Here is a 23,278-nt window from a genome sequence, read left to right as displayed (position 1 = left end):
AGCGGGTTTCAAAAACTTGCCCCTGTTGCTCATCTATCGATTTCAGAGTGTCCGATGCTTCGCCGTTTTTTCTCATATTACCGGCCCTATCGCGGCCTTTTCATCCTCGATTTCGGCTGCGCGATCGTGTCGGGCGTGCTGGAACTGGGCTTTCCGATGGCGGTGAAGCTGTTTGTCGACCGGCTTCTCCTCAGCCAGGAATGGCTGCTGATCCTGCTCGCCTCGGCGGCGCTGCTGGTGATCTATGCGATCAATACCGGCCTGATGGCGATCGTTACCTATTGGGGCCACATGCTCGGCATCAATATCGAGACGGACATGCGCCGCGCCGCCTTCAATCACCTGCAGAAGCTCTCGTTCAGCTATTTCGACAACCAGAAGACGGGCCATATCGTCGGGCGCCTCACCAAGGACCTGGAAGAGATCGGCGAGGTCGCCCATCACGGGCCGGAAGACCTGTTCATCGCCATCATGACCTTTGCAGGCGCTCTCGCGCTGATGTTCTCGGTCAACCCGCAGCTGGCGATGATCACCGCTGTCGTCGTGCCGCTGACCGCCTGGGTCACCAGCCATTTCGGCGGCCGCATGACCCATAATTTCCGCCGGCTGTTCCAGCGTGTGGGTGATTTTAACGCCCGCATCGAGGAGAATGTCGGCGGCATCCGCGTCGTGCAGGCCTTCGCCAACGAGCAACACGAACGGAAACTGTTCGAACAGGACAACCAGAATTACCGGCGCGTCAAGCTCGACGCCTACAAGCTGATGGCGGCGAGCAGTTCGCTCAGCTATATGAGCATGCGGTTGACCCAGATGGTGGTGATGATCGCCGGCGCCTATTTCGTGCTGTCGGGCGAACTGACCGCCGGCGGCTTCATCGGCTTCCTGCTGCTGGTCGGCGTATTCTTCCGCCCGGTCGAGAAGATCAATTCGGTGATCGAGACCTATCCGAAGGGTATCGCCGGTTTCCGCCGTTTCACCGAGCTGATCGATACCGAGCCGGATATCGCCGATGCGCCCGATGCGGTCGACGTCGACCACCTCAAGGGCGAGATCGCCTATCAGAACGTCTCCTTCGGCTACAGTCCGGACAAGCCGGTGCTCGAAAACGTCGATCTTTCGATCCGCGCCGGCGAGACGATCGCCTTTGTGGGGCCATCGGGCGCCGGCAAGACGACGATCTGCTCGCTGCTGCCGCGTTTCTACGAGATCGGCGGCGGCGGCATCACCATCGACGGCATGGACATCCGCGCGATGACGAAAGTGTCGCTGCGCCAGCAGATAGGCATCGTCCAGCAGGACGTTTTCCTGTTCGGCGGGACGATCCGCGAGAACATCGCTTATGGACGCCTCGGCGCCAGCGAAGCGGATATCATCGAGGCGGCACGGCAGGCACGGCTGGAAGAGATGCTCGCCGGCCTGCCGCAGGGGCTCGACACGGTGATCGGCGAGCGCGGCGTGAAACTCTCGGGCGGCCAGAAACAGCGCGTCGCGATCGCCCGCATGTTCCTTAAAAACCCGCCGATCCTGATCCTCGACGAGGCGACCTCGGCGCTCGACACGGAGACGGAACGCGCCATCCAGCGTTCGCTTGGCGAACTCTCGCAAGGCCGCACCACGTTGATCATCGCCCACCGCCTCGCCACGATCCAGGGCGCCGACCGCATCGTCGTCATCGACGGCAACGGCATCCTCGAACAGGGCACACACCAGGACCTGATCGCCAAACGCGGTGCCTATACCCGGCTGCATGCGGCTCAGGTGGGAATGATATGATACTGTCCGCCGACTGATTCACCACCGCCGGACCGCATGGAAACTTCGCTTTATCTCCCCGTCAAAGCCTTTCTCGAAAGCTTCGGATACGAGGTGAAGGGGGAAGTGGGCGGCTGCGATCTGGTGGGGTTGAGCGAGACGGATCCGCCGGTCGTGGTGATCTGCGAGCTGAAGCTCACCTTCAATCTCGAACTGATCCTGCAGGCGGTCGACCGGGCGGGTGTTTCGGACGAGGTGTGGATCGCTGCGCGGGTTTCCGCCAAGGGTAGGGGTCGGGAGGCGGACAAGCGGTATCGCGATCTCTGCCGCCGGCTGGGCATCGGCATGCTTGGTGTCTCGGATCAGGGCGAGGTCAGCGTGCTGGTCAGTTCGGTCTCGCCGATGCCGCGCACCAATCCGAAACGGCGCACGCGGCTCGTCAGGGAACATCGCAAGCGCAAAGGCGATCCGGCCGTCGGCGGCAGCACCAAGGTGCCGGTGATGACCGCCTATCGCCAGCAGGCGCTCGCCTGCGCTTCGGCGCTGAGCGGCGGACCGCTCCGCCCGCGCGACCTGAAGCAAGCGGCATCCACTGCCGGCGCGATCCTGCGCGCCAATTATTACGGCTGGTTCGAACGGATCGACAAGGGCGTCTACGGACTGACGGAGGCCGGGCGGCAGGCGCTGCAGCGGTGGCCGCAGGCGGTGCCGGGCGAGATCGAATTTTAATTGCACCAACAGAAAAGCCGCCCGCTTCGAACGCGGGCGGCTTTGGTAATCTCTCGGGCGGGAGGCTTAAGGCCGCGTGCCGGTGCCGCCCGTTGCGCCGCCAGCCGGCGGAGTTGCCGGGGTGGCATTGTTAGCCGGCGGGGCTGCCGGGGTCATCGGAGCAGGTGCGGGAGACGACTTGGAGTTGTCGGTTACCGGCGGGTTGGTCGAAGACGTGGTCTGCTGGTCGGTCGAGGAACCGCCCATCTGCGACCATACGAATGCGCCGACCAGAATGACGGCGATCACCGCCACCCACGGTACCCACGAAGAGGTGCTGCTCCGGACTTCAGTGGTCCGGAGGTCCGGATCACGGGTCTCGAACTTTCTGTCATTGGGATCATAAGTCATGCTTTGCTTCCTCCTTCTGCAGCCGGATAATGCCCCGATACGCCTTTGGTTCCCGATTTCGTGAACCGGGAAATCCAGGCTGTGCCGAATTAACGCGCAAATCTCTTGGCGCCCGCCACGCAGGCAACCACCGCAAGCGTCGCCGCGAACATGCCGAGATTGACCTTTTCGCCGAGGAGTGCGGCGGCCAGGACCAGGCCGAAAAAGGGTTGCAGAAGTTGCAACTGGCTCACTCCGGCAATGCCGCCCAGCGCCAGGCCGCGATACCAGAAGATGAATCCGATCAGCATGCTGAACAGCGACACATAGGCAAGACCGAACCAGGACGTGCTGTCGAGATCGGGCAAGGAGACCGGCATCACCGCAATCGACAGGGCCAGCATCACAGGCAGGGAAAGTGCCAGCGCCCAGGATATAACCTGCCATCCGCCGAGCTTGCGCGACAGGCTGGCGCCTTCCGCATAACCGAGCCCGCAGGCAAGGATCGCTCCGAGCATCAGGAGATCGCCGACCGAGGAGGCTGCCTCTTCCTGAAACAGCGCAAAACCGGCGACGATGGCGCTGCCGAGGCAGGAGAACAACCAGAAGACGGCCTTCGGGCGCTCGCCGCCCCGAAGCACCCCGAAGATCGCCGTCGACAGCGGCAGCAGGCCGACGAACACGATGGAATGGGCCGAGGTGATGTGTTTCAGCGCCAGCGCCGTCAGCAGCGGAAAGCCGATGACGACGCCGAGCGAGACGATGGCAAGCGGCAGGAGATCGGAGCGCGCCGGGCGTCTTTCGCGAAAGGCGAGCAGCAGGCATATGGCGAGCAACCCGGCGATCGTGGCGCGGGCCACGGTCAGGAACAGCGGATCGAAATCCGCAACGGCAATGCGGGTAGCGGGAAGCGACCCGCTGAAGATCAGAACGCCAACGAAACCGCTGATCCAGCCGCTTGTCGTGTTGTTCATCGAAAGTCTCCTGTATTGGGCGAAGCATCGCCCTTGAACGTCTCCCTTGGACGTTCTTCGCAGACATTCCTTGGGTATTTTCCCGCTATCGGCCGGAAGCCATGGCGGCGCCAGAGACAATGCGATACAATTCCCAGAAACTGTTATGGTTTGCGGAGCAGTACGGTGGATGCAAGGGTGGATCAGAAGGGCGGCGGCCAGCGTATCGGCGCCGTCATGGCGGAGATCCGCAGTCGCATCGCCGGGCGCGGGCTGGTGCCCGGCTCGCGGCTGCCTTCGGTGCGGGCCTTCGCCAAGGCGATGCATGTCTCCGCCTCGACGGTGGTGGAGGCCTATGAGCGGCTGGCCGCCGAGGGGCTGATCCGCTCGCGACCCGGATCGGGTTTCTACGTGTCGACCCCGCTGGCGCCGCTGTCGCTGTCCGAGATCGGCCCGAAGCTCGACAGGGCTGTCGATCCGTTCTGGGTGTCACGCCAGGCGCTGGAGGAGGGTGACCTGCTGAAGCCCGGCTGTGGCTGGCTGCCGTCCTCCTGGATGCCGGAGGCGGCGATCCGGAGGGCTCTGCGCAGCCTGTCGCGCAGCGAGGACCGGGTCCTGTCCGACTACGGCACACCGCTTGGCTCGCCGCAGCTGCGGCAGCTCCTCTCCCGTCGGATGAGCGAGCACGGTATACCGGCGGCGCCGGACCAGATCATCCTCACCGAATCCGGCACCCAGGCGATCGATCTTCTCTGCCGTTTCCTGGTCGAGCCGGGCGATGCGGTTCTGGTCGACGATCCCTGCTACTTCAATTTCCACGCCCTGCTGCGTGCGCATCGCGCAAAAGTCGTCGGCGTGCCGATGACGCCGGCCGGGCCGGATGTCGAGGCTTTCGGAAACGCGATCGAGGCGCACAAGCCGCGGCTCTACATCACCAATTCGGCAATCCACAATCCGACCGGCGCCACGCTTTCGCCGGTCGTGGCGCACCGGCTGCTGAAACTCGCCGACCGCGCCGGCCTGACGATCATCGAGGATGATATCTTCGCTGACCTGGAACACGAGCCGGCGCCGCGACTTGCCGCCTTCGATGGCCTTGACCGCGTGGTGCATATCGGCAGCTTTTCGAAGACCCTGTCGGCTTCGGTCCGCTGCGGCTTTATCGCCGCCAGGCCGGAATGGATCGAAGGTCTGGTCGACCTGAAGATCGCCACCAGCTTCGCGGCGGGCCGGTTGTCCTCGGAGCTCGTCTTGCTGCTGCTGACCGACGGCAGCTACCGGAAGCATCTGGAAGAACTGCGCGTCCGGCTGTCGCGGGCGATGGACGCGACGACCGGCCGGCTGGCAACGCTCGGCATCACCCCCTGGCTGCAGCCGCGCGCCGGCCTGTTTCTCTGGTGCAGGCTTCCGAACGGGATAGAGGCTGCGGAGGTGGCGCGCGCCTGCCTTGCCGACAATATCGTGCTCGCCCCCGGCAACGCGTTCAGCCTCTCCCAGAACGCCGGAAGTTTCCTGCGCTTCAACGTGGCGCAGTCCGAGGATGCGAGGATATTCCGGAGCCTCGAACGGGCCCTTGCCCGTTGTGGTTAACAATGAGTTGACAGCTGTCAACCGGGCTCAGGGGGCCGCCTGCCGTCGTGCTCAGTTCTGCGCCAGCGTCGTGCGCGGCCCGATCCAGCTGTGCCACTGCTCTTCCGAGCCATGGAAGACGTTGAGGTCGATCTTGCCGGCGACGCCGTGCGACAGGCCGGAGCCGGAATATTGCCAGAACAGCCATTTGCGGCCCGGATAGACCTTGGAGGGATGCTGGGCGACGGCACGCAGCCAGAAGGGATAATTGGGAAGCTCGCCCGACAGGTTGTCCTCGTAGAAATCCGGCGCCGTATAGATGATCGGCCGCTGGCCGTAATAGCGCTCCAGCTTGTCCATGAAGACCTGCATCTTGTCGAGCACCCGGGCGCGCGAAAGTTTTGCCTTGCAGTTCGACTCGCCATTCCATTCGACGTCGATGACCGGCGGCAGCGCGTCCGGATCGCGCGGCACGTTTCGAATGAACCAGTCGGCCTGTTCGCCGGCGGTGCGGCACCAGTAGAAGAAGTGGTAGGCGCCGCGCTTGATGCCGGCTTCCTTGGCTCCGCGCCAATTGGTCTTGAACATCGGATCGAGATGGTCGCCGCCGTCGGTCGCCTTGATATAGGCGAAGTTGGCCCCTTGCGTCCTCAGCTTCGCCCAGTCGATATCGCCCTGCCAGCGCGACACGTCGACGCCGTGGACGGCATAACTTCTCGGCGACACTCTGCCGAAATTGATCGGCTTGGCATCGCGGAACTGGCGGCTGTAGATCTGCATGCGACCGCGGCGAGGGGCGGGTTCCGCCTCCGGACTGTCGGGCATCAGCATGGCGACCGGTCGCTCGGCGGGAAGCGGCATGCCGACCGTCGTTTCCCGCACGAAGGCTTGCGGCTCCGGCATCGGACCGGTCCAGGCGATATCCTGCTGTGGCGGCGCCTGCCGCTGGGGTGTTTGCTGTGCGCCGATCCGGGAGGTCTTGCCGACACCGACCGATGGAACGGGGGCGGCGGGCAGGTCGACGGAGCCCGTCTTCTCCTGCGTCGCGACGCCGGCCACCAGCTCTTCCGGGCCGGATGTCGAGGCGCAGCCCGCCAAGGCGAAGCAGGTGACGAGGAGTGCTGGCACAGCCGATAAACGCATTTGAAAACCCGTACGCAAAACAACAAAGACGGCTGCCCCTTGCCGTCGAGAACCCCTGACAGGAATTGCTAACGGAAAATTACCAAAAAATGCTGAATCCAATCTTTACGCGCGGCGATGTTCTGAAATCAGACGCGCGGCGTGATCAACCGGGCTGGATTTCCCGCAACCGTGGCGCCCGCCGGCACGTCCCGCGTCACCACCGAGCCGGCGCCGACGATCGCCCCGTCGCCGATCGTGATGCCGCCGAGGATGATCGCGCCGCCGCCGATCCAGACGTCGTCGCCGATGTCGATCGGGCGGGCAATCTCGCGGCCCTGAGCGCGCAGGACGGGGTCGCGGTGGTGATCGGCGCAATAGAGCTGCACGCCAGGTCCCAGCATCGAGCGGGCACCGATCCTGACCGGTGCGCTATCGAGGATCGTGCAGCCGGCATTCAGATAGACGCCTTGCCCAAGAAAGACGTTGAAGCCGTAGGCGCAGTGGAAGGGGGCTTCCAGAAAGGCGTCCGGGGCTGCCCCGAACAGCGTCCGCAGGGCAGGCGCCATCACGCCGCGTTCAGTGGGCGGCATGGTGTTGTGCGCATGGACGGCAATGCGCGCCTTGTTCCTCAAAGTGTCGAGTTCCGGATCCAGACAGCAATACCATTCGCCGGCTGCCATCTTTTCGCGTTCGCTCGCCATGTCGTCTCCCCCGTTGCCTTCTCGTGTTTCAGCGTTCCGCGCCGGCCTTGATCCGGGCCGTCTCACGCCGCGCGACGCTTTCCGCCGGCCACATCGCCTTGGAGCTGTAATAGTTCTCGAACACATTGGCGCCTTCCGGCAGGCCCACCCAGGCGACTTTCGAGCGCGTGAAGATATGCACGTCCGGTGAGAATTCGCCACGCCTTTCGAGCGTCTGGACCCGGATGAACAGCATCCATTTGCGCCGGCCGTAATCGCTCCAGACTGCTGTCTGGCACTCCGGGCAGCGGTAGATATCGTGGGGCAGACCGCTATCGGTCTTCATGGCGATCGCGACCGGCTCCGTGCCGGTCACCTCCACCCGATCGGCTTCGATCAGGGCATTGATCGCAAAGGCGCCGCCCGTCTGCTGCTGACAGTCGGTGCAATGGCAGCAATGGATGAACATCGGTCGCCCATACATGCGATAACGCACGTTGCCGCAGAAGCAGCCGCCCTTGAATATTTCGCTCATCTTCCGTCCGGGCTCCCTCAGATTACGCATGTCGAATATGAAATATTCTTCAACCCTCCCGCAATGCAAAATGAAGAAGACGAGACCGGCATGTTCTGCTTTAACTCCGGCAGCAACGACATGAGCAGGATCAACGCATGACGAAAGAGCGGGTTGGTATCGTCGGCCTCGGCCGGATGGGCAGTGCCATGGCCGAGCGCCTTCAGAAGCAGGGCTTCGCGGTGACAGGCTGGACGCGCAGCGGGCTTTCCGCGGAAAAGGCTTCTGCACTCGGGATTGCCGCTTCAGCGGGCCTGGCGGCGCTTTTCGACGCTTCGGATATCGTCATCCTTGCCCTGCTCGACGATGCCGCCGTGCATGCCGTGCTTGATGAACTCGCCGCCGTCGCGCCAGCTGGCAAGCTGGTCGTCGATACCAGCACCGTCAGCCCCGAGACGCTGCGTGTCCATCAAGATGCGATGGGCAAGGCGGGTGCGGCACTTCTCGACGCACCGATTTCCGGCGGGCCGGAAATGCTCCTGGCAGGCACGGCCGGTCTTTATATCGGAGGGGCGGAAAAGGACTTTCAGCGTTTCCTGCCGGTGGCCGACGTGCTTTCGAACCGTATCCATCACGTCGGCGGGTTGGGCGACGGGGCATCGGCGAAACTCGTCAACAACATGATGCTGATGGGGCTGTGGCAGATCATGAAGGAAGCCGTCGAGCTCGGCGGCAAGGCTGGGCTCGGGCGCGGCAAGATGATCGAGATCCTGTCCGGCAGTCCGGCTGCAAGCCCGGCCATGCGGTCGCGGCTTCCGGTCATTCTCGGCGAGACCGAGGCGGTCGGGTTTCCGGTCTCCGGCGTGCTGAAGGATATGGGCGTGGTTCTTGATCTTGCCCGCGGTCTTGGCGTCGCGACACCGGCCATCGAGGCAGCGCGCGCCAGTTTCGAGAAAGCCGCGGCGCTCGGATATGGCGAAGCCGATCTCGCCACCGTGGTGCGGCTGGCACTCGAAGGCAAAGGCTGAGCCCGGGAGCGGCCCAGCCTTTCCTGAAGTTCAGAGCGTCCGGCCGAGGCGGGCGTCGACCGAGTGGCTATTGCCGCCGCGCAGGGCGAAGAACAGGAAGATCGCTGCCCAGAGGATAGACTTTTCGGCGCCGGCGAGACCCTGGTTCTGGGCAATGCCGTGGAAATAGACGGTCACCAGAAGCACGATCATCGCCGCGAAGGAGGCGGGACGGGTGAAGAGGCCGATGGTGACGAGAATGCCGCCGAAGAATTCGGTGGCGGAAAGCAGCGGCGACCAGAAGACGCCCGGATAAAAACCGAGGCTTTCGACCATGCCGACCGCGCCGAACGGGTTGGTGATCTTGCCGAAACCGTGGGTGACCAGCAGCACGCCGGCTGCGACGCGCAGGATCGTCTCGACGATCTCATGGCCGGAGGTATAGACAGGAGCGAGCGCCGGAATGATCAGCCGGGAGCGGGTGGTGGATTGAAGAGCCATGGGACCTCTTTCTTTGAAAACGACGCGACCATCGTCGCTGGAGCTCCAAATTGACGTTCGCGCCCTTTCTGTCGAGATATGCGCGTTCAAAAACTTGACCGTTCCGGTTGACAATATCGTGAGACCGAATTGACTTGGGTAGAAGGCAAAACATCATGGAAAAACCGCGCATTACGATTCTCTATTGCACCCAGTGCAACTGGCTGCTCAGGGCCGGCTGGATGGCGCAGGAGCTTTTGCAGACCTTTGGCGACGCGCTCGGCGAGGTGGCGCTGATCCCCGGCACCGGCGGCAATTTCGAGATCCAGGTGAACGGGACGCTGATCTGGGAGCGCAAGCGCGACGGCGGGTTTCCTGGTCCGAAGGAGTTAAAGCAGCGGGTGCGCGACATGATCGACCCGGACCGCGATCTCGGCCACCTGGACCGCAAGGCGACCGAAGACGGCGGCAGCTGAGACAGCCCGTGACAGATCCGTGAAGGTTTTTTGGCGACGGGCGCGGAAACTTCAAAAAGCCAGTTGACAGGGGAAGGTCACACCCGTACATGGCTCTCCGTCGCCCAGATGGCGGAATTGGTAGACGCGCCAGCTTCAGGTGCTGGTACCCGAAAGGGTGTGGAGGTTCGAGTCCTCTTCTGGGCACCATTCCGATTTGATCCCTACCAAGATCAAATACTTACGCCTTTCCAAACAATTGCGCATTGGCTACCTTGTAACAAAGGTCTGTAACAATGCGCCTGAGGCTTGTCCGCCCGATGGTTACGAAAGGCTCATCTACACCGCATTTCGTAAAGCGGATTCCGTCAGATATCCGAGACGTTCTCGTCGGCCGAAAGCTTGTCATTCCGGTGGGCGAGGAAGTTGTGGAATTCGCGGTTACCCAGAGCACCCAAAGCATTCGTTTCTCTCTGCGAACATCTGACCCCACCGTTGCAAAAGTGAGGCTGGCTGAGGCGATCTCGTATCTGGAGCAATATTTTGAAGCGCTTAGATCCCATCGGCCTGTGGAGCTATCGCATCGCCAGCTTCATGCTCTAGCTGGAGACTTCTATCGAGCATGGTCGCAAGGCCCTGATGGGATGAAGTCGCTTACGGTGGTTCCATCAACCGGTGAGGTCATTGAGGGGCCATGGGCCGATGACGACGAGGCCGAGCTTCTCGCTGCAGTAAGCCAGCAACTTGCTGACAAGGCGGAGCAAGGCGGCACGGAATACCGTCGCAGAACCTATGGGCCACTTGTTGACCGCATCCTCGCTCAACGGAATGTGCCGAGCGTGACGCCAAGTAGCCGAGAGCGATTGATAGACACGTTCAGCACCTATCTGACTAAGAGCCTTGCGACGAGTTCACGAATCGCGGCTGGCGATTACTCTGGTGATCCCCTTTTAGAAAGGCTTCCACAATGGGAGCCTCCTACCCCAGCTACGAAGACTCATGAAGCACGCCAGCCGAAGAGCAACGACCAAGCCGTTTCTCTCATTGGCCTTGTCGATGCGTGGTGGTCTGAGGCCAAGGTGCTCGGAAAATCGTCTAGCACCTACGAGAGCTACAAGAACAGCTTTACGCTCCTCTCTCGGTTTCTCGGTCATGACGACGCCAAGCGGGTCAGCCCCGAAAACATCGTGGATTTCAAGGACCATCGGCTCACATCCGTCAACCCCAGGACGGGGAAACCTGCCTCGCCAAAGACCGTTAAGGCGAGCGATCTAACGGCCTTTAAGAGCGTATTTGACTGGGCCGTATCGAACCGGCGCCTGCCAAAGAACCCTGCCGTGGGCGTCACCGTCAAACTTGGCAAGAAGATCAAGCTGCGAGAGCGTGACTTCACGGATGGTGAGGCCAATCTCATCCTCTCAGCCGCCAATGCGGTAGACCTTGATGCGGAACCTCGTAGGTCCTTTAAGACGCGCCAAATGAAGCGATGGGTTCCGTGGCTCTGTGCGTACTCTGGGTCCCGCGTAGGGGAGCTTGTGCAACTCCGTAAGGCGGACTTTCGTCAAGAGGGCAAGGCGTGGATTATGCAGGTGACCCCAGAGGCTGGGACGGTAAAGGGCAAGGAATATCGCGACATCCCGATTCATGAGCATCTGCTAGAACTGGGCTTCATCGACTATGTGCGGGAGGCTAAAGGCGAGTATCTCTTCATGGACCTGAAGCCGGACGCCGTCTTTGAGGGGGTCTGGCAGAGCAAGAAGAACCGGCTATCGGAGTTTGTGCGTGAGCATGTGAAGGACCCTAACGTAGCACCTAATCATGGCTGGCGGCATACCTTCAAATCCAAGGGCTTCGAGGCAGGTATACAGGAAAAGGTACTGGATGCGCTGTGTGGTCATGCGCCGACATCGGTAGGGCGGTCTTATGGCAGCGTCACCCTCAAAACCAAAGTAGATGCCCTAGCACAATTCCCACGCTACGCGGTCGATCCGAAATTACAGCGCCCGCTGGCCGAGCAGGAATAACATCCAGCTGAAGACATTAACGATCTATTAAAACGAAGCTTGAAGGACGTGCGAAACCGCGCAATAGTTGAAGCCGCTGTGGGGGCTGTCGCTATGCGTTTACGTTGTCGGGGTGCATATATTTTTCTGCTATTGGGGATGCTTGGGCTTTGCGACGGAGCGGAAGCTCGGCTTTCCTATACTTCGCAGCAGACCGACAAGGGGACTCACTACCTCGTAGTGCGTGGAGCGTTCGACCTCACGGATAACATTCAAGACTTCGTCACTGCCGTTCGGGCATCGGGCGCAACGGTTATCTTTTTCAATTCGACAGGCGGGAACGTAAAGAAAGCCATGGAGCTCGGCAGAGCAATCCGGCTGCTCAAGATGACCACTGTGCAGCTTCGCGGAGATGAGTGCGCCTCCGCCTGTTCTCTTGCATTTCTCGGTGGCATTGAACGTTATGCTCAGCCCGGTTCGATAGGCGTCCACAAGTCCTCCTTCGCGGATACCAGCGGCCTGACAGTCGAGGAAGCTGTCTCGACCGTGCAACAGCTTACCGCCGAGGTGATGACCTACATCATGGAGATGGGCGTTGACCCAGCGCTGTTGACGCTCGCCCTGCAGTACGACAGCAATGACATTAGGTACTTATCTGGCAGCGAGATGCTCAAACTTCGGGTGGCCATGAATTTCCCTACGGCCGAAACTGCCCAGCCGCAGCAAAGCCTAATGCCCTCACCGGCACCGTCGCCAACATTGCCGCCAGCACCCCAGGCCTATGCTCCTACGGGCAATCCTACCGTCACGAGCCTGACACAGCCCATGGAGGCACCGCCGGAACCATCGCTACTCATCCCGCCCGCGCAGAGTGGTCGCGTGCAGCATCCGAAAGGATCGGTGACGCTGAAAGCCGGCCCGGCGGGGAGTTCGAGGACAATCACCCAGGTCGCGAATGGCGCTGCCGTCACAATCCTCGCAGATACCGAGAAATGGTTTAAGGTATCGGTGGTCGGAAAGGTCGGCTATCTACACCACTCATGGGTCTGGGTCACGCAGTTCGAAGCCGCTCCGTTCGGCACCGCGTTCGTGCAGGTGAAGAGTTTTGACAACCTTTCGGAAACGAGGGACTATATCCGAAACTCTACGCTGCCTCTTTCCGCCTATCTCGCGACCAACGGATGGTTTGCCATAACGCTCGACCGCACGTTTACAGATGGCCAGTTCGCAGCCCGGCTGACGGATGAACTTAAGCAGAGCAAGGCAGTTCCCGACGATTCCATGGCGACATACGGGAACGCTTTCGTCCGAAAGGTCTGCTGTTCGCGATAGTCTACGAACCTTTCTTAGGCCGGACTACCCGAGGACTGATGTTGTTGAAAACCTCTTGGGCTGCGAAGGCTCCCGGCGGCACGGGACCTTTGCTGGTGTTGAATAGCTTGATGATTAGATCCTGACCGGGCTTAACAATGTTGTAAGTCATGCCTGGTGTATAGGTGCTGTATGCGGTGTTCCCGTAGACGTGAGTTTGCATGTAGCCAGAAGTCTGACCAACAGAAGTACGGGTTGCGTCGTTCCCCGTGAGCATCAAGAAGTGGGTGTTCCCGGTGCTGAGGGTGGTCTCAGCCGCCTTCAAAAGAGAGTAATCCTGCACCGTCGTTGCATCAGTGTAGCCGTTGCCTCGGGACACGATACGGTATGTGTCGCCAGTGATCGGCATCGCTGAAACACCGCCTGTGAAGCTCATCTCTTGGTACTGCGTCTGACAGCCAGCCAGCATTCCTGCAAGCGCCACAATCACAGCGATTTTTCTGAACATGAATTTTCCCCTTGCCCTTCGACAACGAAGCAAAGTTTTCGGGAGGAGTCGAGCAAAAGTTGAAATTCTCAGGTGACGCAATTGCTGCGCATCTATGGCATTAGCAATACATTAGCACCCATCGAGCGCTTTGATACGCGAAATCAATGTCCTGCCATATGCGTGGACAGTCTGCACATCGGCGCGACCCGAGCAGGTCCGCCCTACGGTCGTGATGTAATGGTAGCTTACTCTAACAACATTCTCGGATAACCTGTCGGTGGATTTGAGGGTCAGGGGCGTGGACATCGCGGAGTAAAACGAGTGGATACTCGCCTCGTTGAAAGGACCTCGACCCCGCTTCTCCGGGACGACCAAAGCCGCAGCCGCTTCACCATCCGCGCTGGAAAGTGCGCCATAAAACCTTGTCGCCGCCGACATCGGATCATACGGTTCGGTCGTGGCCGTCAAGGTGACGGTTCGCTGGGCCTGCGACCGCATCAGTGCGTATGAGATGCCAACTTTTTCCGCTTTCTCAGGTGTGAGCCAGTCGATCCCCTCGGGCGGAGCGGATGTTACGTAGATGATCGCAGATTCTGTCATCCCGATTTGGCTGAGGTAAGCTCCCACAAGTGCATTGCCAACGCCACTCTCGGCTGCCTTACCTGCAACAACCCGATATGCTGCATGGAATCCCAGCCTGGAAGAGCTACTAATGAACCGAGGAGAGCCTGCGAGCCATGTAAGAGCACATGCGGATGCACAGAGCGCTTCCGGCGCAACAGCGGTGGCGAACCCTCTTAGACGAATAGCACGGCCGATTTCCAGTCCTGCCATCACTGCGCCGCCTTGGCTGTCGAGCACGACGATCGCTTTCTCTGAACTTGCGGCTACCTTCCGGAATGTTAGGTCATCGCCTTCGGACAGGGTCCCTCGGATTGAAATCAGATCGGCGCCGTCCGCCCCCGGCGCTCGGTTGATCTCGGCCGATGACGCGAATGTTGAAATAGAAATTGTGAGTACGGCGGAGAGGAAGACACGCATGAGAGTTCCTTGAGGCCTCAAGTCAAGTCATGAATATCAGGTCCTTCGACCTTCGCAAGGCGAGCTAGAGCGTGTCTGCTCGTTCAGCAATAGGTAATAAAATTGAATGCCGCTAATAAAATTGAATGCCGCAGCGATCCATCGCGTCGTGATTCCATCTCCACCATGATCCGCTCGTTGAGCTAAGGGGTGCTGCGCTGGCATGACCACTACATCGCTGGGGGCGGCAGGGAAACCATCGGGCAAGTCATCATAGGTAGCAGGTTGGTTACCTTGAGTGCAGACGGTAGGCCGACTATGACGCTGTCCTCGAAGCTTCCATACAGACCAACGATGATCGGTAGCCTCCAGATGCTGGCAGCGGAGATTGACATAATGCCGGTCAAAAACTTGGCCGCTGTTCGGTCGACATGAAGGTCCATGTAGCTTCATGGTGCTGTGAGTGGATGAGAGGGTCACTATCCCCGTTGAAACGTTTGTGGCTACATCGAGTCCCGGCCGGCACCTATATGCTACGAACTCAGAGCCTCGGGTTGGAAGTCAACTTGCGCCGCCCTGTAACTCCCATTGGGGCACCAGGAGGCCATAGGGGGGAGTTATTTGGATGGCGGCTTCCGTATCGGCTTTTCCACGACAGGTAGAGCTCGGCCCAGGTGTTCTGCACTGACTTCTTCCATCACGCGCTGCGCTTCGTGCTTTCGGCTCTGTGGGACCATGATGCCGTCGTGCATTGGCAACGCGGGCACGTCCATGTTCGTGAGACGCAGCAACACGTCCACCAAGATGTTGCCCTCCAGCGCCATTAGCCGGTGCCCGACGTTTGTATCAAACAGATGAGCAATAGGCGCATGGTGAACAGCGGCAGCGGCCTTAAATCTTGGCATGTCCCAGTCGAGTGGTAATTGCTTTCTGACCTCGGTTGGGAGCCTAGCTGCCGGTGTTTTGCGGAATAGCAGAGACACTAGGGCCGACTTGACGGCTTTTCGGTGAAGCTCCAGTCCTGGAATTGCATATAGGTCACCCTGCGGAGCACATTGTCCCGCGACATGGTAGGCGAGCTGGATGAACATCGAGGAGTAATCCAGGTCAGCCAAGCTTTCGCCATTCACGGACAACAGATAGCGTTTCTCCTTAGGTAGGTTTTGCCATGTGCCGCCGTAAAGCCGCCCATGTAGATCGAATGTCGGAGGGGCCTCTTGCGAATGTAGTTGGAATTTCCGGACCATGAAGCCGGGAGGCAGCATGTCGCCATCGTAGCGTATTTCGGTTTTGGCGAGCATCCTGTTGATCGCCGCCATCTCACCTCTCAGCTTGATGGTTTGCTCGGTGTCGGAATAATCCGTCGTCTCCTTACTTTGCGGGCCGTATCGATCAACTGAGAGCTCAATGGTTTCGCGACCTGCCGTCCTGCCGATAGCGCTGATTGTCACCCCGTAGCTCTTCAGGCGCTTCCGAAATGCATCGGTAGGATGGAGGACGGTACGCCTCTGTTTGTAAACCGAACTGTCATGAACGACCAAGCCAAGCTTCCCTAGGCCGGCGACCACAGAACGGAGAATGTCTGCGTTGAAAGCCTTGGGCTGATATCTGTTCATTTTTGAGTTCTTCAGAGGTACGGCCAGTCCGTCGTATTGGGCAGGAGACAAGGAGAGAAGGGCAACGTTTGTAGTCAAAGCTGCCAAGCATTCCATACGCCTTTGAAGGGAGTCTTTCCGATGGCTGCGCCCGGCTGTAATCTCAGGAAGTGGGAGTTCAGCGAATAGCTCGTTTACGCAACCGGCCAGCGCCAATGAACGCGGCCTCAGCCACGCATCAAAGTGGAGCGTCTTGGTATCGTCAGAGGCTTCTTCGGAAAGGAACGAGATAGATTGCATTGGAGACATGTCGCGACTGCCACTGTGGGGAACATGTGCGTCCCCACCCCCGCCACATGCTAGCACGAAGATGGGTGACGCGATTTCGTTAGGGCCGGGTTTCTTGCGGGCTCGGTGGTGGGTGCGACGGGTGCAGCCCGAAGCGCTGTGTTTTCAGCGCGATGATTTCCGGCACAGCTGTCTTAGACAGGTTACCGCACGCCTTCTCAACGATCTCCCCCATCTTCCGCAGCACGATGCCTGAAGACCGTGGATAGGCATGCATATCGTAGGGCAGGGTGCCGCCGGTTCGAGGGTTCCAGACATCCCAGTGGCGGTGCGTACCGCTGGCTAGACGGTGCATTGCCTTGGCGGCTTGGACAATTCGGAATTCGCGCACATTATGGCTCTTCCAGTCATCTTCAATCAGTGCCGAGACGCCGAGGAATATCGCCAAGATCCGTTCTGGCGCAACGTCAGCCGCCCGGAGGCGAGCAAATGCAATGCTGGCACGCCGCTCGGCAGACAGGCCGCGTAGGTTCATAGCGGGCGCCACGCGGCTTATGCGGTTTAGCTGATGCTCAATGTCCCATCGGACGGCGCCTACTGCGACCATGGTGCGATTTTCACGCAGCCATTGAGACGCAGCTTTGACATAGGGGGCGATCTCGGCCGCACGATATGTTCCGTGCCAATGGGACCCATGCCGGGCTTTATGCTGGGTGTGATAACGACAATAAAGCTGCGATATGCCGTTACCGGATCGAATTGATGGCAACCTCCGACATTCCAAGACGCAACAGCGAGGCAAAGCGTCCCCTGTACGGTCTAACGGACGAGAAAGCGCCGCCTTGCGACGACGCTCCCTCTCTGGTTCGAGCATCACCGTTCGAGCCGCCGCTCAGTTTCTTCGGCGTATATTCGACGAGCAGCATCTTGAACTCGATATAACGATTCGAATTCTTCTTTGCTCTCCGGTTTCCTCGCAAGCAACTCTATGCCTCTCGGGTCCAAAGATTTATCGATTGTTCTGATTGCATCAGCGTGGGCGTAGGGTTTCTTGTCAGTTTTGCGATAACCGCCACGTATCCGGGAAGCGATATCTCCATTGTATACGTGCAGCAGTTCATCTTGTGGGAAGAACAGCATTACATCCGCCCGATCTGCGATATGCAACTTTGCCGCATCAATTGCCAAATAGAGACTAGCGTTCGGATTGCAGTTCTGAATGTTGGGCGGCGCGTTCTCATTCGTCGCAATCAATTGACCATCAGCATGCTCTAGTCGCCAGATGGTCAAGCCCTCAGGCTGGTTGAATGCGCATTTTGTGATCCCGGCGCACGAAAGGAAGAGCTTTTGCATTGGTCGCTCGCGATTTGCTGAGCGGAAGGCGGTGACTAACTCGGGGTCACTCGCTGCACAGTGGGCTGAGGTTGGTATGCTTTCCATTACGCTTACACATATATCTGAAAATGCCAACGTCGGCAATATAAAACGCTATGCTAAATTGACTTTTATTTCTATTTGCAGTTGATCCAAGCTTGTAACGGGAATGGTGGTTGGTTGATCCAGTATCTAAGGCATATGTCGAGGGGTTAGGCTATTGGTATGCTGTAGGTGATGGTGGTCACGGTCCTCATGGTCATGCATAGTCTCTTCCACGACATAGGGAAGCATAAGGCATGCGTTGGTATGTTGCTTGTTGCTTGCTGTCCATGCTGTTGCCCTTGATGATGACCATGTGGTCGCCTTGTCGATTGCCTTGGTTCAAGCTTGCGGCGAGTAGGTGCGACCCATCGTGCTGCCCATGCGGTCATCAAGGGTGGCTGGAGAGTAGCCCTAGTGTGGATGCCATGTGTAAGCACTGGTATTCCCGGTAGCTGCTGATGCCACCCGCCGCGTACCCTCCCAGGTAGTGCCTGGGTGGCGTACCCAAAGTGCTACGAGGGTGGCGCCCACGTCTTGGGCTCGATGGATCCGACAGCGCTTCGATACGGCATGCCACCAAGGGTGACCATCGGGCGCAGCTCCTACGCTGGAGCCTTATCGGCTACGCCTTCCCCGTCATGGTGCGACCCGTGCATTGGCACGCGACAACAACTGCGCTAATGAGAAAGCAGAGCGCAGACGCGGCGCTCCGGGGCGTGGAAACCCTGAGTTTAGCGGTACGGCACCACCGGAAGGGAGCCGATCCTTGACCTTTAAGTTGGTCGGGGAGCCTGTGGCGTATGTCCAGGTTCTCCGAACTAAAGGCCTCAGGGACCGACTAAACTCGGTTTTCCAACTCCCCGATCAAGGGGTCATGGAGCATATGCTTGCGGGGGCGAACCGCAGGCGAACTCCAAAATGGGGAAACCACATCATGGAAGGCCTGAAGGAACTACTACTTGGTCTCGCTGTGGGTGCATTTGCCACTTACGTATCGTGGGACTTTGCGGACCAAGCGAAACGAAGGGAAGCGGCTGACAGCCAAAAGTCGTATCGGTCAGCCTGTGTCCGCGATTTCCAGAACGGCTGGAGTTATGACAAATGCGAGCACGATGGCATACTGGACGCTAAGGCCGGCTTAGAAAGCCTGCAACGGTGTACCGACCTTGTCATGAAAGCTAACTGGACGATGGAGGCTTTCGAAGCGGCTTGCAGTCATGACCCGGAGCAGTCCGTTGGAAAGTAATAATACGCCGCATAACGGCTCGTTCCATCCAACGCACCTTGCAATCATATTGGCTGTTGCCGTTTTGGCCGGCGTATTGATATGGGTCTTAGCCGAACGCCCCGGCCGCTATCAGATCGCTGGCGGGAGCAACCTTTTCGTCGGACGTGTCGATACCCAAACTGGCCGCGTTTCGGCATGCACGGTAGAAATCGCAAAGCGGCCAACATGCGGACCGTGGAGCGATCCACCGCGTGACTAGTAGGTCCTTGCCTAAATGATAAGGCACATTGCGGCCATTATCGGAATCGCTGACATACTCCCTTCATGCATCCCAGAGCGCCAATGACTTTTCGGTGCCCTCGGGGTCGGCCTGTATGCGGTAGACTGTTTGGCGGGACAATCCGCTAACCCGCGCAACCTCAGCGATCCGCGTTTCCGTGGTCAGGAGGTTACGTACCGTTTCAAGTTGTTGCCGCGTGAAGCTCGGCTTGCGGCCCCTATACGCATCCTCCTTGGCCTTGGCATGAGCGATGCCGGCCTTCTGCGCTTCCCTTGTGGCCTCGGCTTGGGCCTGGGCGGTGGCAGCGAGGAAGCCGATAAGAGCATCTCTCACGGCCATCTGCATGGGGTCCTTGGTGCTGCCATCGAACGTGATCCCGTTGATGATGGTTTGGATAACCACGCCACGCTTGATGAATTCCCTGATGGTCTCGGTGACATCGCTATAGTTTCTTCCGAGCCGATCTACCCAGCGGACCACAAGCACGTCGCCGGCCCGCAGCATGTCGAATAGGCGCTTTCCTTGAGGGCGCTCCCTCATGCTCACCGACACGCCGCTGACCCCTTCATCCGCAATCACGTGGTCGAACGCGAAGCCCGCCTTTTCAGCTTGAATCTGCTGATGGGCGAGGGTCTGTTCAGAGGTGGACACTCTGGCATAAAGGAAGGTGGACATCAGACGAAGCTCCAAGATGACCGAAAGGGTGATGTCCATTTAAATATGCGTCCGAAAGCTTCATGTCAACCCTTACGGACGACAAGTATTTGCACGTTGCGTTGTCCGCATGGGTATACCCTATTGGACGAATATAGGCACCGGAATGGCGAGCTACTGCAGACCAAGGATTGAATTCGCGCACAATTATCCGTACGAGGATATCCGATTTGCATCCGGGGGTTGGCGATGTGGAAGTGGACAAAGCGACTATTCTTTATCGCGTTGATTTTGGGCGCTGGTTACGTTGCTTATGACGGGTATCGTGCTGGTCTTTTCAACAGGCCGGAAATGCCTGAAGGTGCTTTCTCGATATCCTTCAAGCAGGGCCTGCGAGCCATCTTGGTAGATGTGCCGAACGAGAAGAAAACCAGGCGTTATTTCGGCTACTCGATGAAGGTCCCGTTCTATCTTGAGGATGCTTGGTCATTCTGTTCTCCCCCTGTTGCCGAGGAGAATAATCAGGTCGCGGCTTTCATGAAGGAGCGCGAATGGCCTGGCGAGCGGTTTGAAGCGGTCTGTAAGATTAAGGTGGACAATGACCTCGTGGTGCGGGGCTTAATAACTTCCGTTCCAAGGTTGTAGCAGTCAAGGGAGGTACCTGTCGAATTGGCCATCAAGCCGCTTGGGTCCCATCGAGGGGGCACGGGGGGAAACGCGCTTCCGCTGTCACGTAGATGACCTCGCGCAAGTCTGCCCCATATTTCAAGCAGTCCTTAGACTCTATAAGGTAGTTCGGATCTAGTCTGAGCTAGCGTTTGTGCGACGGTTATCGGGGCCGGGTGAATGGGCTCCCTTTGATCTCACTTCAATGAAACGCCTCTGGAGATGCTCCTTCGAGGTATGTGCGGCGCGTAAGGAGCGTCAGTTGATGCTGGAACTTTTCTCTGCCTTTGCAGGAGATTACTTAAACAGCCAAGGTGTTTTCGCCGCCTCAACAACAGGCACTATCGCAGCGTCGGCACTGGAAAAAATTCTACGGAATCGAAGGAACGCGGCGCGTGACATTCTGATCGATGCGCTTTCAAAGGGTAAGGCTTCGCGTTTGGACATTCCCGAGGAGGAAATCGCCGCAGTTCTTTTCAGATATATGAGGGCAGCGGAGGAGGGAGCGGCACGATTAAACCTTAAGCTTCTCGCGGCTGTGATATCGGCTCAGCCATCGAAGCCGGGTGTCTTCGCAAACGATTTTCTCCGCTGGGCCGACACACTGTCAACGCTGAGACGAGAAGAGATTTTAGTGCTTGGAGTGATGTATCGCGTAGCGAGTAAAACTGATTTCCTGGGCTATGAGGCTGACCGATATTGGAACAACTGCTGCTTGGCTCTGCAGAGCGAGTTCGGACTTGAGTTCCATAAGACGGCTCAACACGCATATGCGTTGTTACGAACTGGGCTAGTTGTCATCATGCAAGGTTCAGAAAGTCGATACGACATGTTTGTTGCGACGTCAGAGCTCAGCTTGTTGGCAGAGATGGCAGACATTGAAGCGCTTTACAGTGAGACGCCTTACGCCGAAAGTTAGTCAGCAGGGCACACCAATTTCTGCATTTGGGTCCCATCCACCACACCGGGGGAAACCTCGCCGCCGCTGCTACGTGGTTACCCTCAGATATTTGACCCCAAATTCTAGTCGGGGACTTTGAGCCGAGCCGCCAGTTTCTCCATCTTGACCACGCAACCTGCCGGCTTCATGCTATATCTCTAGTTGCCTTGGGGGAGGCAGGGCGGATGGACTGGTTGTCGATCATACTGGCGGTCTTCGGGTGGGGGCGTGAAGATGCCGCCAAGGTCCGTCGGCATACTGGCAACTGCGGCAGTAGACTTAACGCGCAGGCTTCAAGCCCTCTATCCGGGGCAGCCGCATGCCTACAAAGGGGCGACCGAATGCCTGACCGCGATGCAGTCTCAGTGCGAACAGATTTACGAGCAAGCAGAGACCAACAAGCGGCTGATCCAAAAGGCCGGCGCTTGGACGAATTGGGAGGCGGGACTCAGGCGGTCCATCGAATGGCGAGCTACGGCATCGGGATTTGTTCCGCAGGCCGAGTCGATCATCAAGAACATCGAGAATGCCATAGCGGAGGAGCAGGCGCGTGGATGCATTACGCAAGCCCCAACTTCTCCGGCCACATCGACAGCAGTTGCATTCCGTCAGCGTGACAGAGGATGGGATGCACCTCCGCTGTGAGAATAAGCTTCATTAGTCGTAGCCCCAATGTACCCCCGGGTTCGAAACTCCGCGGCCTGCAAAACATTAGATAATGTAGCCGGACCGATAAACCTGACCGGCAAGATATCGCCAAAGCGGCGCTAAGATGCACTTCGATGGGAACTGCGCAACAATGTTACACGAGCTATCCAATAGCACTTTGGTTGGGATGAAATCGATCAGACTTGAAATTTATTCAGACGAAAGAAGACTAATTTCGCGTGCTAGTGGGTTTATAGTTATTGATGGCGGTAATTCTTATATTTATACGTGTTGGCACGTGGTGACTGGAATAAACTTCCTTGATCCTCGCCCCAAAGTTCCACCAGAGCGCAGGCGCTATCTGAAGGCCTATCATCAAGGTGTAAGTACACCTCAAGAAGGAGTTACTCGCATCGGCGGAAACGCATTTGTCGAAGTGGATCTTTATCCAAATGGCTTAGAGCGCGGTTGGCAGCAAGAGCCAAATACTCGTCCACATCCAGATTTGGAAAGCATCGGCATCACCCTGCCTTTGCTTGCCGATTTGGTGAGGATACCGTTCGATATCTCGGAACCAACCAAGAGTATCATTTCATTTACAGAAGCTGATCTCCACACTGGCCAGCTACAAGCAGGAAGCGACATAGTTATCGTCGGATATCCTTATGGCTATAGCACGGTAGATATCGACACGCCGGATCCAGTGTTTCTAAAGCGGAGCATTGCGTCAAATCGCCGTCATCCTATAACCATGCTGTTGGACGGAATTGGAGCTCCGGCGATGTCGGGCGCTCCTATCGTCGTATTCGACCAAAATCGGTGGTGGTTGACCGGGATGTACAACGCGGCGATTTACCCCGAGGCGCAGTATGGTGAGCATCTGATCAGCGAACATACTGCCCTGGGGCTAATGACCAACATCTGGGTTGCTCGCGCCTTCCTCGGTCTAATTACGCCAAAATGACACCATCGGAATTCTCGATGTCAACCCAAAGTCAGTCACTCTGCGCAGGACCTGAGCCGCTGTGTCTCTACTGCCAAGAGCAATATGCCGGGCGATACAGAGACCACGAGCTGCGGCAATCCAGGGCCGCCTGTTGCTA

23 protein-coding genes and 1 tRNA gene are annotated in these 23,278 nt (G+C 58.6%); 12 read left to right on the top strand and 12 right to left on the bottom strand.

Annotated features, from left to right (window positions below; all coding sequences use genetic code 11):
• Positions 1-54 precede the first annotated feature (54 nt).
• Positions 55-1,773, top strand: a complete 1,719-nt coding sequence (locus tag ACZ9IU_RS30270; protein ID WP_040124096.1) for an ABC transporter ATP-binding protein — start codon at positions 55-57, stop codon at positions 1,771-1,773.
• 36 nt (positions 1,774-1,809) lie between these two features.
• Entirely contained in the window at positions 1,810-2,481 is a 672-nt protein-coding gene (locus ACZ9IU_RS30265) for a DUF2161 domain-containing phosphodiesterase (RefSeq protein WP_040124097.1), read from the top strand.
• Between the two features lie 66 nt (positions 2,482-2,547).
• On the opposite strand, the gene ACZ9IU_RS30260 is transcribed toward ACZ9IU_RS30265, so the two are convergent.
• Together ACZ9IU_RS30260 and ACZ9IU_RS30255 are read right to left on the bottom strand one after the other, a co-directional pair.
• Positions 2,548-2,871: a hypothetical protein gene (locus tag ACZ9IU_RS30260; RefSeq protein WP_040124099.1), complete on the bottom strand. Its 324-nt coding sequence runs from the start codon at positions 2,869-2,871 to the stop codon at positions 2,548-2,550.
• A gap of 89 nt (positions 2,872-2,960) precedes the next feature.
• Positions 2,961-3,824 carry a DMT family transporter gene (locus tag ACZ9IU_RS30255; protein ID WP_040124100.1) on the bottom strand — a complete coding sequence of 288 codons (864 nt, stop codon included), beginning with the start codon at positions 3,822-3,824 and terminating at the stop codon, positions 2,961-2,963.
• A 216-nt stretch (positions 3,825-4,040) separates the two neighbouring features.
• Between ACZ9IU_RS30255 and ACZ9IU_RS30250 the strand changes: the two genes are divergently transcribed.
• Complete coding sequence (locus ACZ9IU_RS30250) at positions 4,041-5,393, top strand: aminotransferase-like domain-containing protein (protein WP_051900682.1); 1,353 nt, start codon at positions 4,041-4,043, stop codon at positions 5,391-5,393.
• 51 nt (positions 5,394-5,444) lie between these two features.
• Here the strand turns inward: ACZ9IU_RS30250 and ACZ9IU_RS30245 are convergent, their stop codons facing one another.
• The 3 genes from ACZ9IU_RS30245 to ACZ9IU_RS30235 all read right to left on the bottom strand — a co-directional run bounded on the left by ACZ9IU_RS30245 (position 5,445) and on the right by ACZ9IU_RS30235 (position 7,712).
• Positions 5,445-6,515, bottom strand: a complete 1,071-nt coding sequence (locus ACZ9IU_RS30245) for a glycoside hydrolase family 25 protein (protein ID WP_040124102.1) — start codon at positions 6,513-6,515, stop codon at positions 5,445-5,447.
• A gap of 128 nt (positions 6,516-6,643) precedes the next feature.
• Entirely contained in the window at positions 6,644-7,198 is a 555-nt protein-coding gene (locus ACZ9IU_RS30240; RefSeq protein ID WP_040124103.1) for a sugar O-acetyltransferase, read from the bottom strand.
• 28 nt (positions 7,199-7,226) lie between these two features.
• The gene (locus ACZ9IU_RS30235) at positions 7,227-7,712 is read right to left on the bottom strand and encodes a GFA family protein (RefSeq protein ID WP_040124105.1); all 486 of its coding nucleotides are present in this window, start codon (positions 7,710-7,712) and stop codon (positions 7,227-7,229) included.
• Positions 7,713-7,849: 137 nt separating this feature from the next.
• Between ACZ9IU_RS30235 and ACZ9IU_RS30230 the strand changes: the two genes are divergently transcribed.
• The gene (locus ACZ9IU_RS30230) at positions 7,850-8,719 is read left to right on the top strand and encodes an NAD(P)-dependent oxidoreductase (protein WP_040124106.1); all 870 of its coding nucleotides are present in this window, start codon (positions 7,850-7,852) and stop codon (positions 8,717-8,719) included.
• Positions 8,720-8,749: 30 nt separating this feature from the next.
• Here the strand turns inward: ACZ9IU_RS30230 and ACZ9IU_RS30225 are convergent, their stop codons facing one another.
• Positions 8,750-9,199, bottom strand: a complete 450-nt coding sequence (locus tag ACZ9IU_RS30225; protein ID WP_040124108.1) for a DoxX family protein — start codon at positions 9,197-9,199, stop codon at positions 8,750-8,752.
• Between the two features lie 152 nt (positions 9,200-9,351).
• Between ACZ9IU_RS30225 and ACZ9IU_RS30220 the strand changes: the two genes are divergently transcribed.
• The 4 genes from ACZ9IU_RS30220 (at position 9,352) to ACZ9IU_RS30205 (ending at position 12,968) form a co-directional block, all read left to right on the top strand.
• The gene (locus ACZ9IU_RS30220; protein WP_040125684.1) at positions 9,352-9,654 is read left to right on the top strand and encodes an Rdx family protein; all 303 of its coding nucleotides are present in this window, start codon (positions 9,352-9,354) and stop codon (positions 9,652-9,654) included.
• Positions 9,655-9,756: 102 nt separating this feature from the next.
• Positions 9,757-9,843, top strand: a tRNA-Leu gene (locus ACZ9IU_RS30215).
• Positions 9,844-9,929: 86 nt separating this feature from the next.
• The gene (locus tag ACZ9IU_RS30210) at positions 9,930-11,657 is read left to right on the top strand and encodes a tyrosine-type recombinase/integrase (RefSeq protein WP_080719317.1); all 1,728 of its coding nucleotides are present in this window, start codon (positions 9,930-9,932) and stop codon (positions 11,655-11,657) included.
• A gap of 93 nt (positions 11,658-11,750) precedes the next feature.
• Entirely contained in the window at positions 11,751-12,968 is a 1,218-nt protein-coding gene (locus ACZ9IU_RS30205) for an SH3 domain-containing protein (protein WP_040125686.1), read from the top strand.
• A 1-nt stretch (position 12,969) separates the two neighbouring features.
• Here ACZ9IU_RS30205 and ACZ9IU_RS30200 read toward each other — a convergent pair whose 3' ends face one another.
• From ACZ9IU_RS30200 to ACZ9IU_RS30180, 5 genes are all read right to left on the bottom strand, one after another.
• Complete coding sequence (locus ACZ9IU_RS30200) at positions 12,970-13,455, bottom strand: CC0125/CC1285 family lipoprotein (RefSeq protein ID WP_051900303.1); 486 nt, start codon at positions 13,453-13,455, stop codon at positions 12,970-12,972.
• Between the two features lie 111 nt (positions 13,456-13,566).
• Entirely contained in the window at positions 13,567-14,478 is a 912-nt protein-coding gene (locus ACZ9IU_RS30195; RefSeq protein ID WP_040124109.1) for a COG3904 family protein, read from the bottom strand.
• Positions 14,479-15,074: 596 nt separating this feature from the next.
• Positions 15,075-16,073, bottom strand: coding sequence for a hypothetical protein (locus tag ACZ9IU_RS30190; RefSeq protein WP_051900305.1), 999 nt, complete (start codon positions 16,071-16,073; stop codon positions 15,075-15,077).
• Positions 16,074-16,440: 367 nt separating this feature from the next.
• On the bottom strand, positions 16,441-16,875 hold the full coding sequence (locus ACZ9IU_RS30185) for a hypothetical protein (RefSeq protein ID WP_157885283.1): 435 nt from the start codon (positions 16,873-16,875) through the stop codon (positions 16,441-16,443).
• Between the two features lie 338 nt (positions 16,876-17,213).
• Positions 17,214-17,693 carry a hypothetical protein gene (locus ACZ9IU_RS30180; protein WP_040124115.1) on the bottom strand — a complete coding sequence of 160 codons (480 nt, stop codon included), beginning with the start codon at positions 17,691-17,693 and terminating at the stop codon, positions 17,214-17,216.
• A gap of 1,000 nt (positions 17,694-18,693) precedes the next feature.
• On the opposite strand from ACZ9IU_RS30180, the gene ACZ9IU_RS30175 reads away from it, so the two are divergent.
• Positions 18,694-19,005 (top strand): hypothetical protein, encoded by a 312-nt coding sequence (locus tag ACZ9IU_RS30175; protein WP_157885284.1) that lies wholly within the window; start codon positions 18,694-18,696, stop codon positions 19,003-19,005.
• A 304-nt stretch (positions 19,006-19,309) separates the two neighbouring features.
• Here ACZ9IU_RS30175 and ACZ9IU_RS30170 read toward each other — a convergent pair whose 3' ends face one another.
• Positions 19,310-19,942: a recombinase family protein gene (locus ACZ9IU_RS30170; protein ID WP_040125689.1), complete on the bottom strand. Its 633-nt coding sequence runs from the start codon at positions 19,940-19,942 to the stop codon at positions 19,310-19,312.
• Positions 19,943-20,170: 228 nt separating this feature from the next.
• On the opposite strand from ACZ9IU_RS30170, the gene ACZ9IU_RS30165 reads away from it, so the two are divergent.
• The 3 genes from ACZ9IU_RS30165 (at position 20,171) to ACZ9IU_RS30155 (ending at position 23,139) form a co-directional block, all read left to right on the top strand.
• On the top strand, positions 20,171-20,566 hold the full coding sequence (locus ACZ9IU_RS30165; RefSeq protein ID WP_040124118.1) for a hypothetical protein: 396 nt from the start codon (positions 20,171-20,173) through the stop codon (positions 20,564-20,566).
• A gap of 286 nt (positions 20,567-20,852) precedes the next feature.
• Positions 20,853-21,506 (top strand): hypothetical protein, encoded by a 654-nt coding sequence (locus ACZ9IU_RS30160; protein WP_051900308.1) that lies wholly within the window; start codon positions 20,853-20,855, stop codon positions 21,504-21,506.
• An 856-nt stretch (positions 21,507-22,362) separates the two neighbouring features.
• Positions 22,363-23,139 (top strand): hypothetical protein, encoded by a 777-nt coding sequence (locus ACZ9IU_RS30155; RefSeq protein WP_162182358.1) that lies wholly within the window; start codon positions 22,363-22,365, stop codon positions 23,137-23,139.
• Positions 23,140-23,278 lie beyond the last annotated feature (139 nt).

This window comes from Mesorhizobium sp. USDA 4132 (assembly GCF_056279545.1).
This window is presented reverse-complemented; position numbering and strand designations above follow the sequence as displayed.

Excerpts from the sequence above, each read along its gene's own strand:
- ACZ9IU_RS30270 (WP_040124096.1), top strand. The coding sequence starts at position 55 with ATGCTTCGCCGTTTTTTCTCATATTACCGGCCCTATCGCGGCCTTTTC.
- ACZ9IU_RS30265 (WP_040124097.1), top strand. The coding sequence starts at position 1,810 with ATGGAAACTTCGCTTTATCTCCCCGTCAAAGCCTTTCTCGAAAGCTTC.
- ACZ9IU_RS30260 (WP_040124099.1), bottom strand. The coding sequence starts at position 2,871 with ATGACTTATGATCCCAATGACAGAAAGTTCGAGACCCGTGATCCGGAC.
- ACZ9IU_RS30255 (WP_040124100.1), bottom strand. The coding sequence starts at position 3,824 with ATGAACAACACGACAAGCGGCTGGATCAGCGGTTTCGTTGGCGTTCTG.
- ACZ9IU_RS30250 (WP_051900682.1), top strand. The coding sequence starts at position 4,041 with ATGGCGGAGATCCGCAGTCGCATCGCCGGGCGCGGGCTGGTGCCCGGC.
- ACZ9IU_RS30245 (WP_040124102.1), bottom strand. The coding sequence starts at position 6,515 with ATGCGTTTATCGGCTGTGCCAGCACTCCTCGTCACCTGCTTCGCCTTG.
- ACZ9IU_RS30240 (WP_040124103.1), bottom strand. The coding sequence starts at position 7,198 with ATGGCGAGCGAACGCGAAAAGATGGCAGCCGGCGAATGGTATTGCTGT.
- ACZ9IU_RS30235 (WP_040124105.1), bottom strand. The coding sequence starts at position 7,712 with ATGAGCGAAATATTCAAGGGCGGCTGCTTCTGCGGCAACGTGCGTTAT.
- ACZ9IU_RS30230 (WP_040124106.1), top strand. The coding sequence starts at position 7,850 with ATGACGAAAGAGCGGGTTGGTATCGTCGGCCTCGGCCGGATGGGCAGT.
- ACZ9IU_RS30225 (WP_040124108.1), bottom strand. The coding sequence starts at position 9,199 with ATGGCTCTTCAATCCACCACCCGCTCCCGGCTGATCATTCCGGCGCTC.
- ACZ9IU_RS30210 (WP_080719317.1), top strand. The coding sequence starts at position 9,930 with ATGCGCCTGAGGCTTGTCCGCCCGATGGTTACGAAAGGCTCATCTACA.
- ACZ9IU_RS30205 (WP_040125686.1), top strand. The coding sequence starts at position 11,751 with ATGCGTTTACGTTGTCGGGGTGCATATATTTTTCTGCTATTGGGGATG.
- ACZ9IU_RS30200 (WP_051900303.1), bottom strand. The coding sequence starts at position 13,455 with ATGTTCAGAAAAATCGCTGTGATTGTGGCGCTTGCAGGAATGCTGGCT.
- ACZ9IU_RS30195 (WP_040124109.1), bottom strand. The coding sequence starts at position 14,478 with ATGCGTGTCTTCCTCTCCGCCGTACTCACAATTTCTATTTCAACATTC.
- ACZ9IU_RS30190 (WP_051900305.1), bottom strand. The coding sequence starts at position 16,073 with ATGAACAGATATCAGCCCAAGGCTTTCAACGCAGACATTCTCCGTTCT.
- ACZ9IU_RS30185 (WP_157885283.1), bottom strand. The coding sequence starts at position 16,875 with ATGAACCTACGCGGCCTGTCTGCCGAGCGGCGTGCCAGCATTGCATTT.
- ACZ9IU_RS30180 (WP_040124115.1), bottom strand. The coding sequence starts at position 17,693 with ATGCAAAAGCTCTTCCTTTCGTGCGCCGGGATCACAAAATGCGCATTC.
- ACZ9IU_RS30175 (WP_157885284.1), top strand. The coding sequence starts at position 18,694 with ATGGAAGGCCTGAAGGAACTACTACTTGGTCTCGCTGTGGGTGCATTT.
- ACZ9IU_RS30170 (WP_040125689.1), bottom strand. The coding sequence starts at position 19,942 with ATGTCCACCTTCCTTTATGCCAGAGTGTCCACCTCTGAACAGACCCTC.
- ACZ9IU_RS30165 (WP_040124118.1), top strand. The coding sequence starts at position 20,171 with ATGTGGAAGTGGACAAAGCGACTATTCTTTATCGCGTTGATTTTGGGC.
- ACZ9IU_RS30160 (WP_051900308.1), top strand. The coding sequence starts at position 20,853 with ATGCTGGAACTTTTCTCTGCCTTTGCAGGAGATTACTTAAACAGCCAA.
- ACZ9IU_RS30155 (WP_162182358.1), top strand. The coding sequence starts at position 22,363 with ATGAAATCGATCAGACTTGAAATTTATTCAGACGAAAGAAGACTAATT.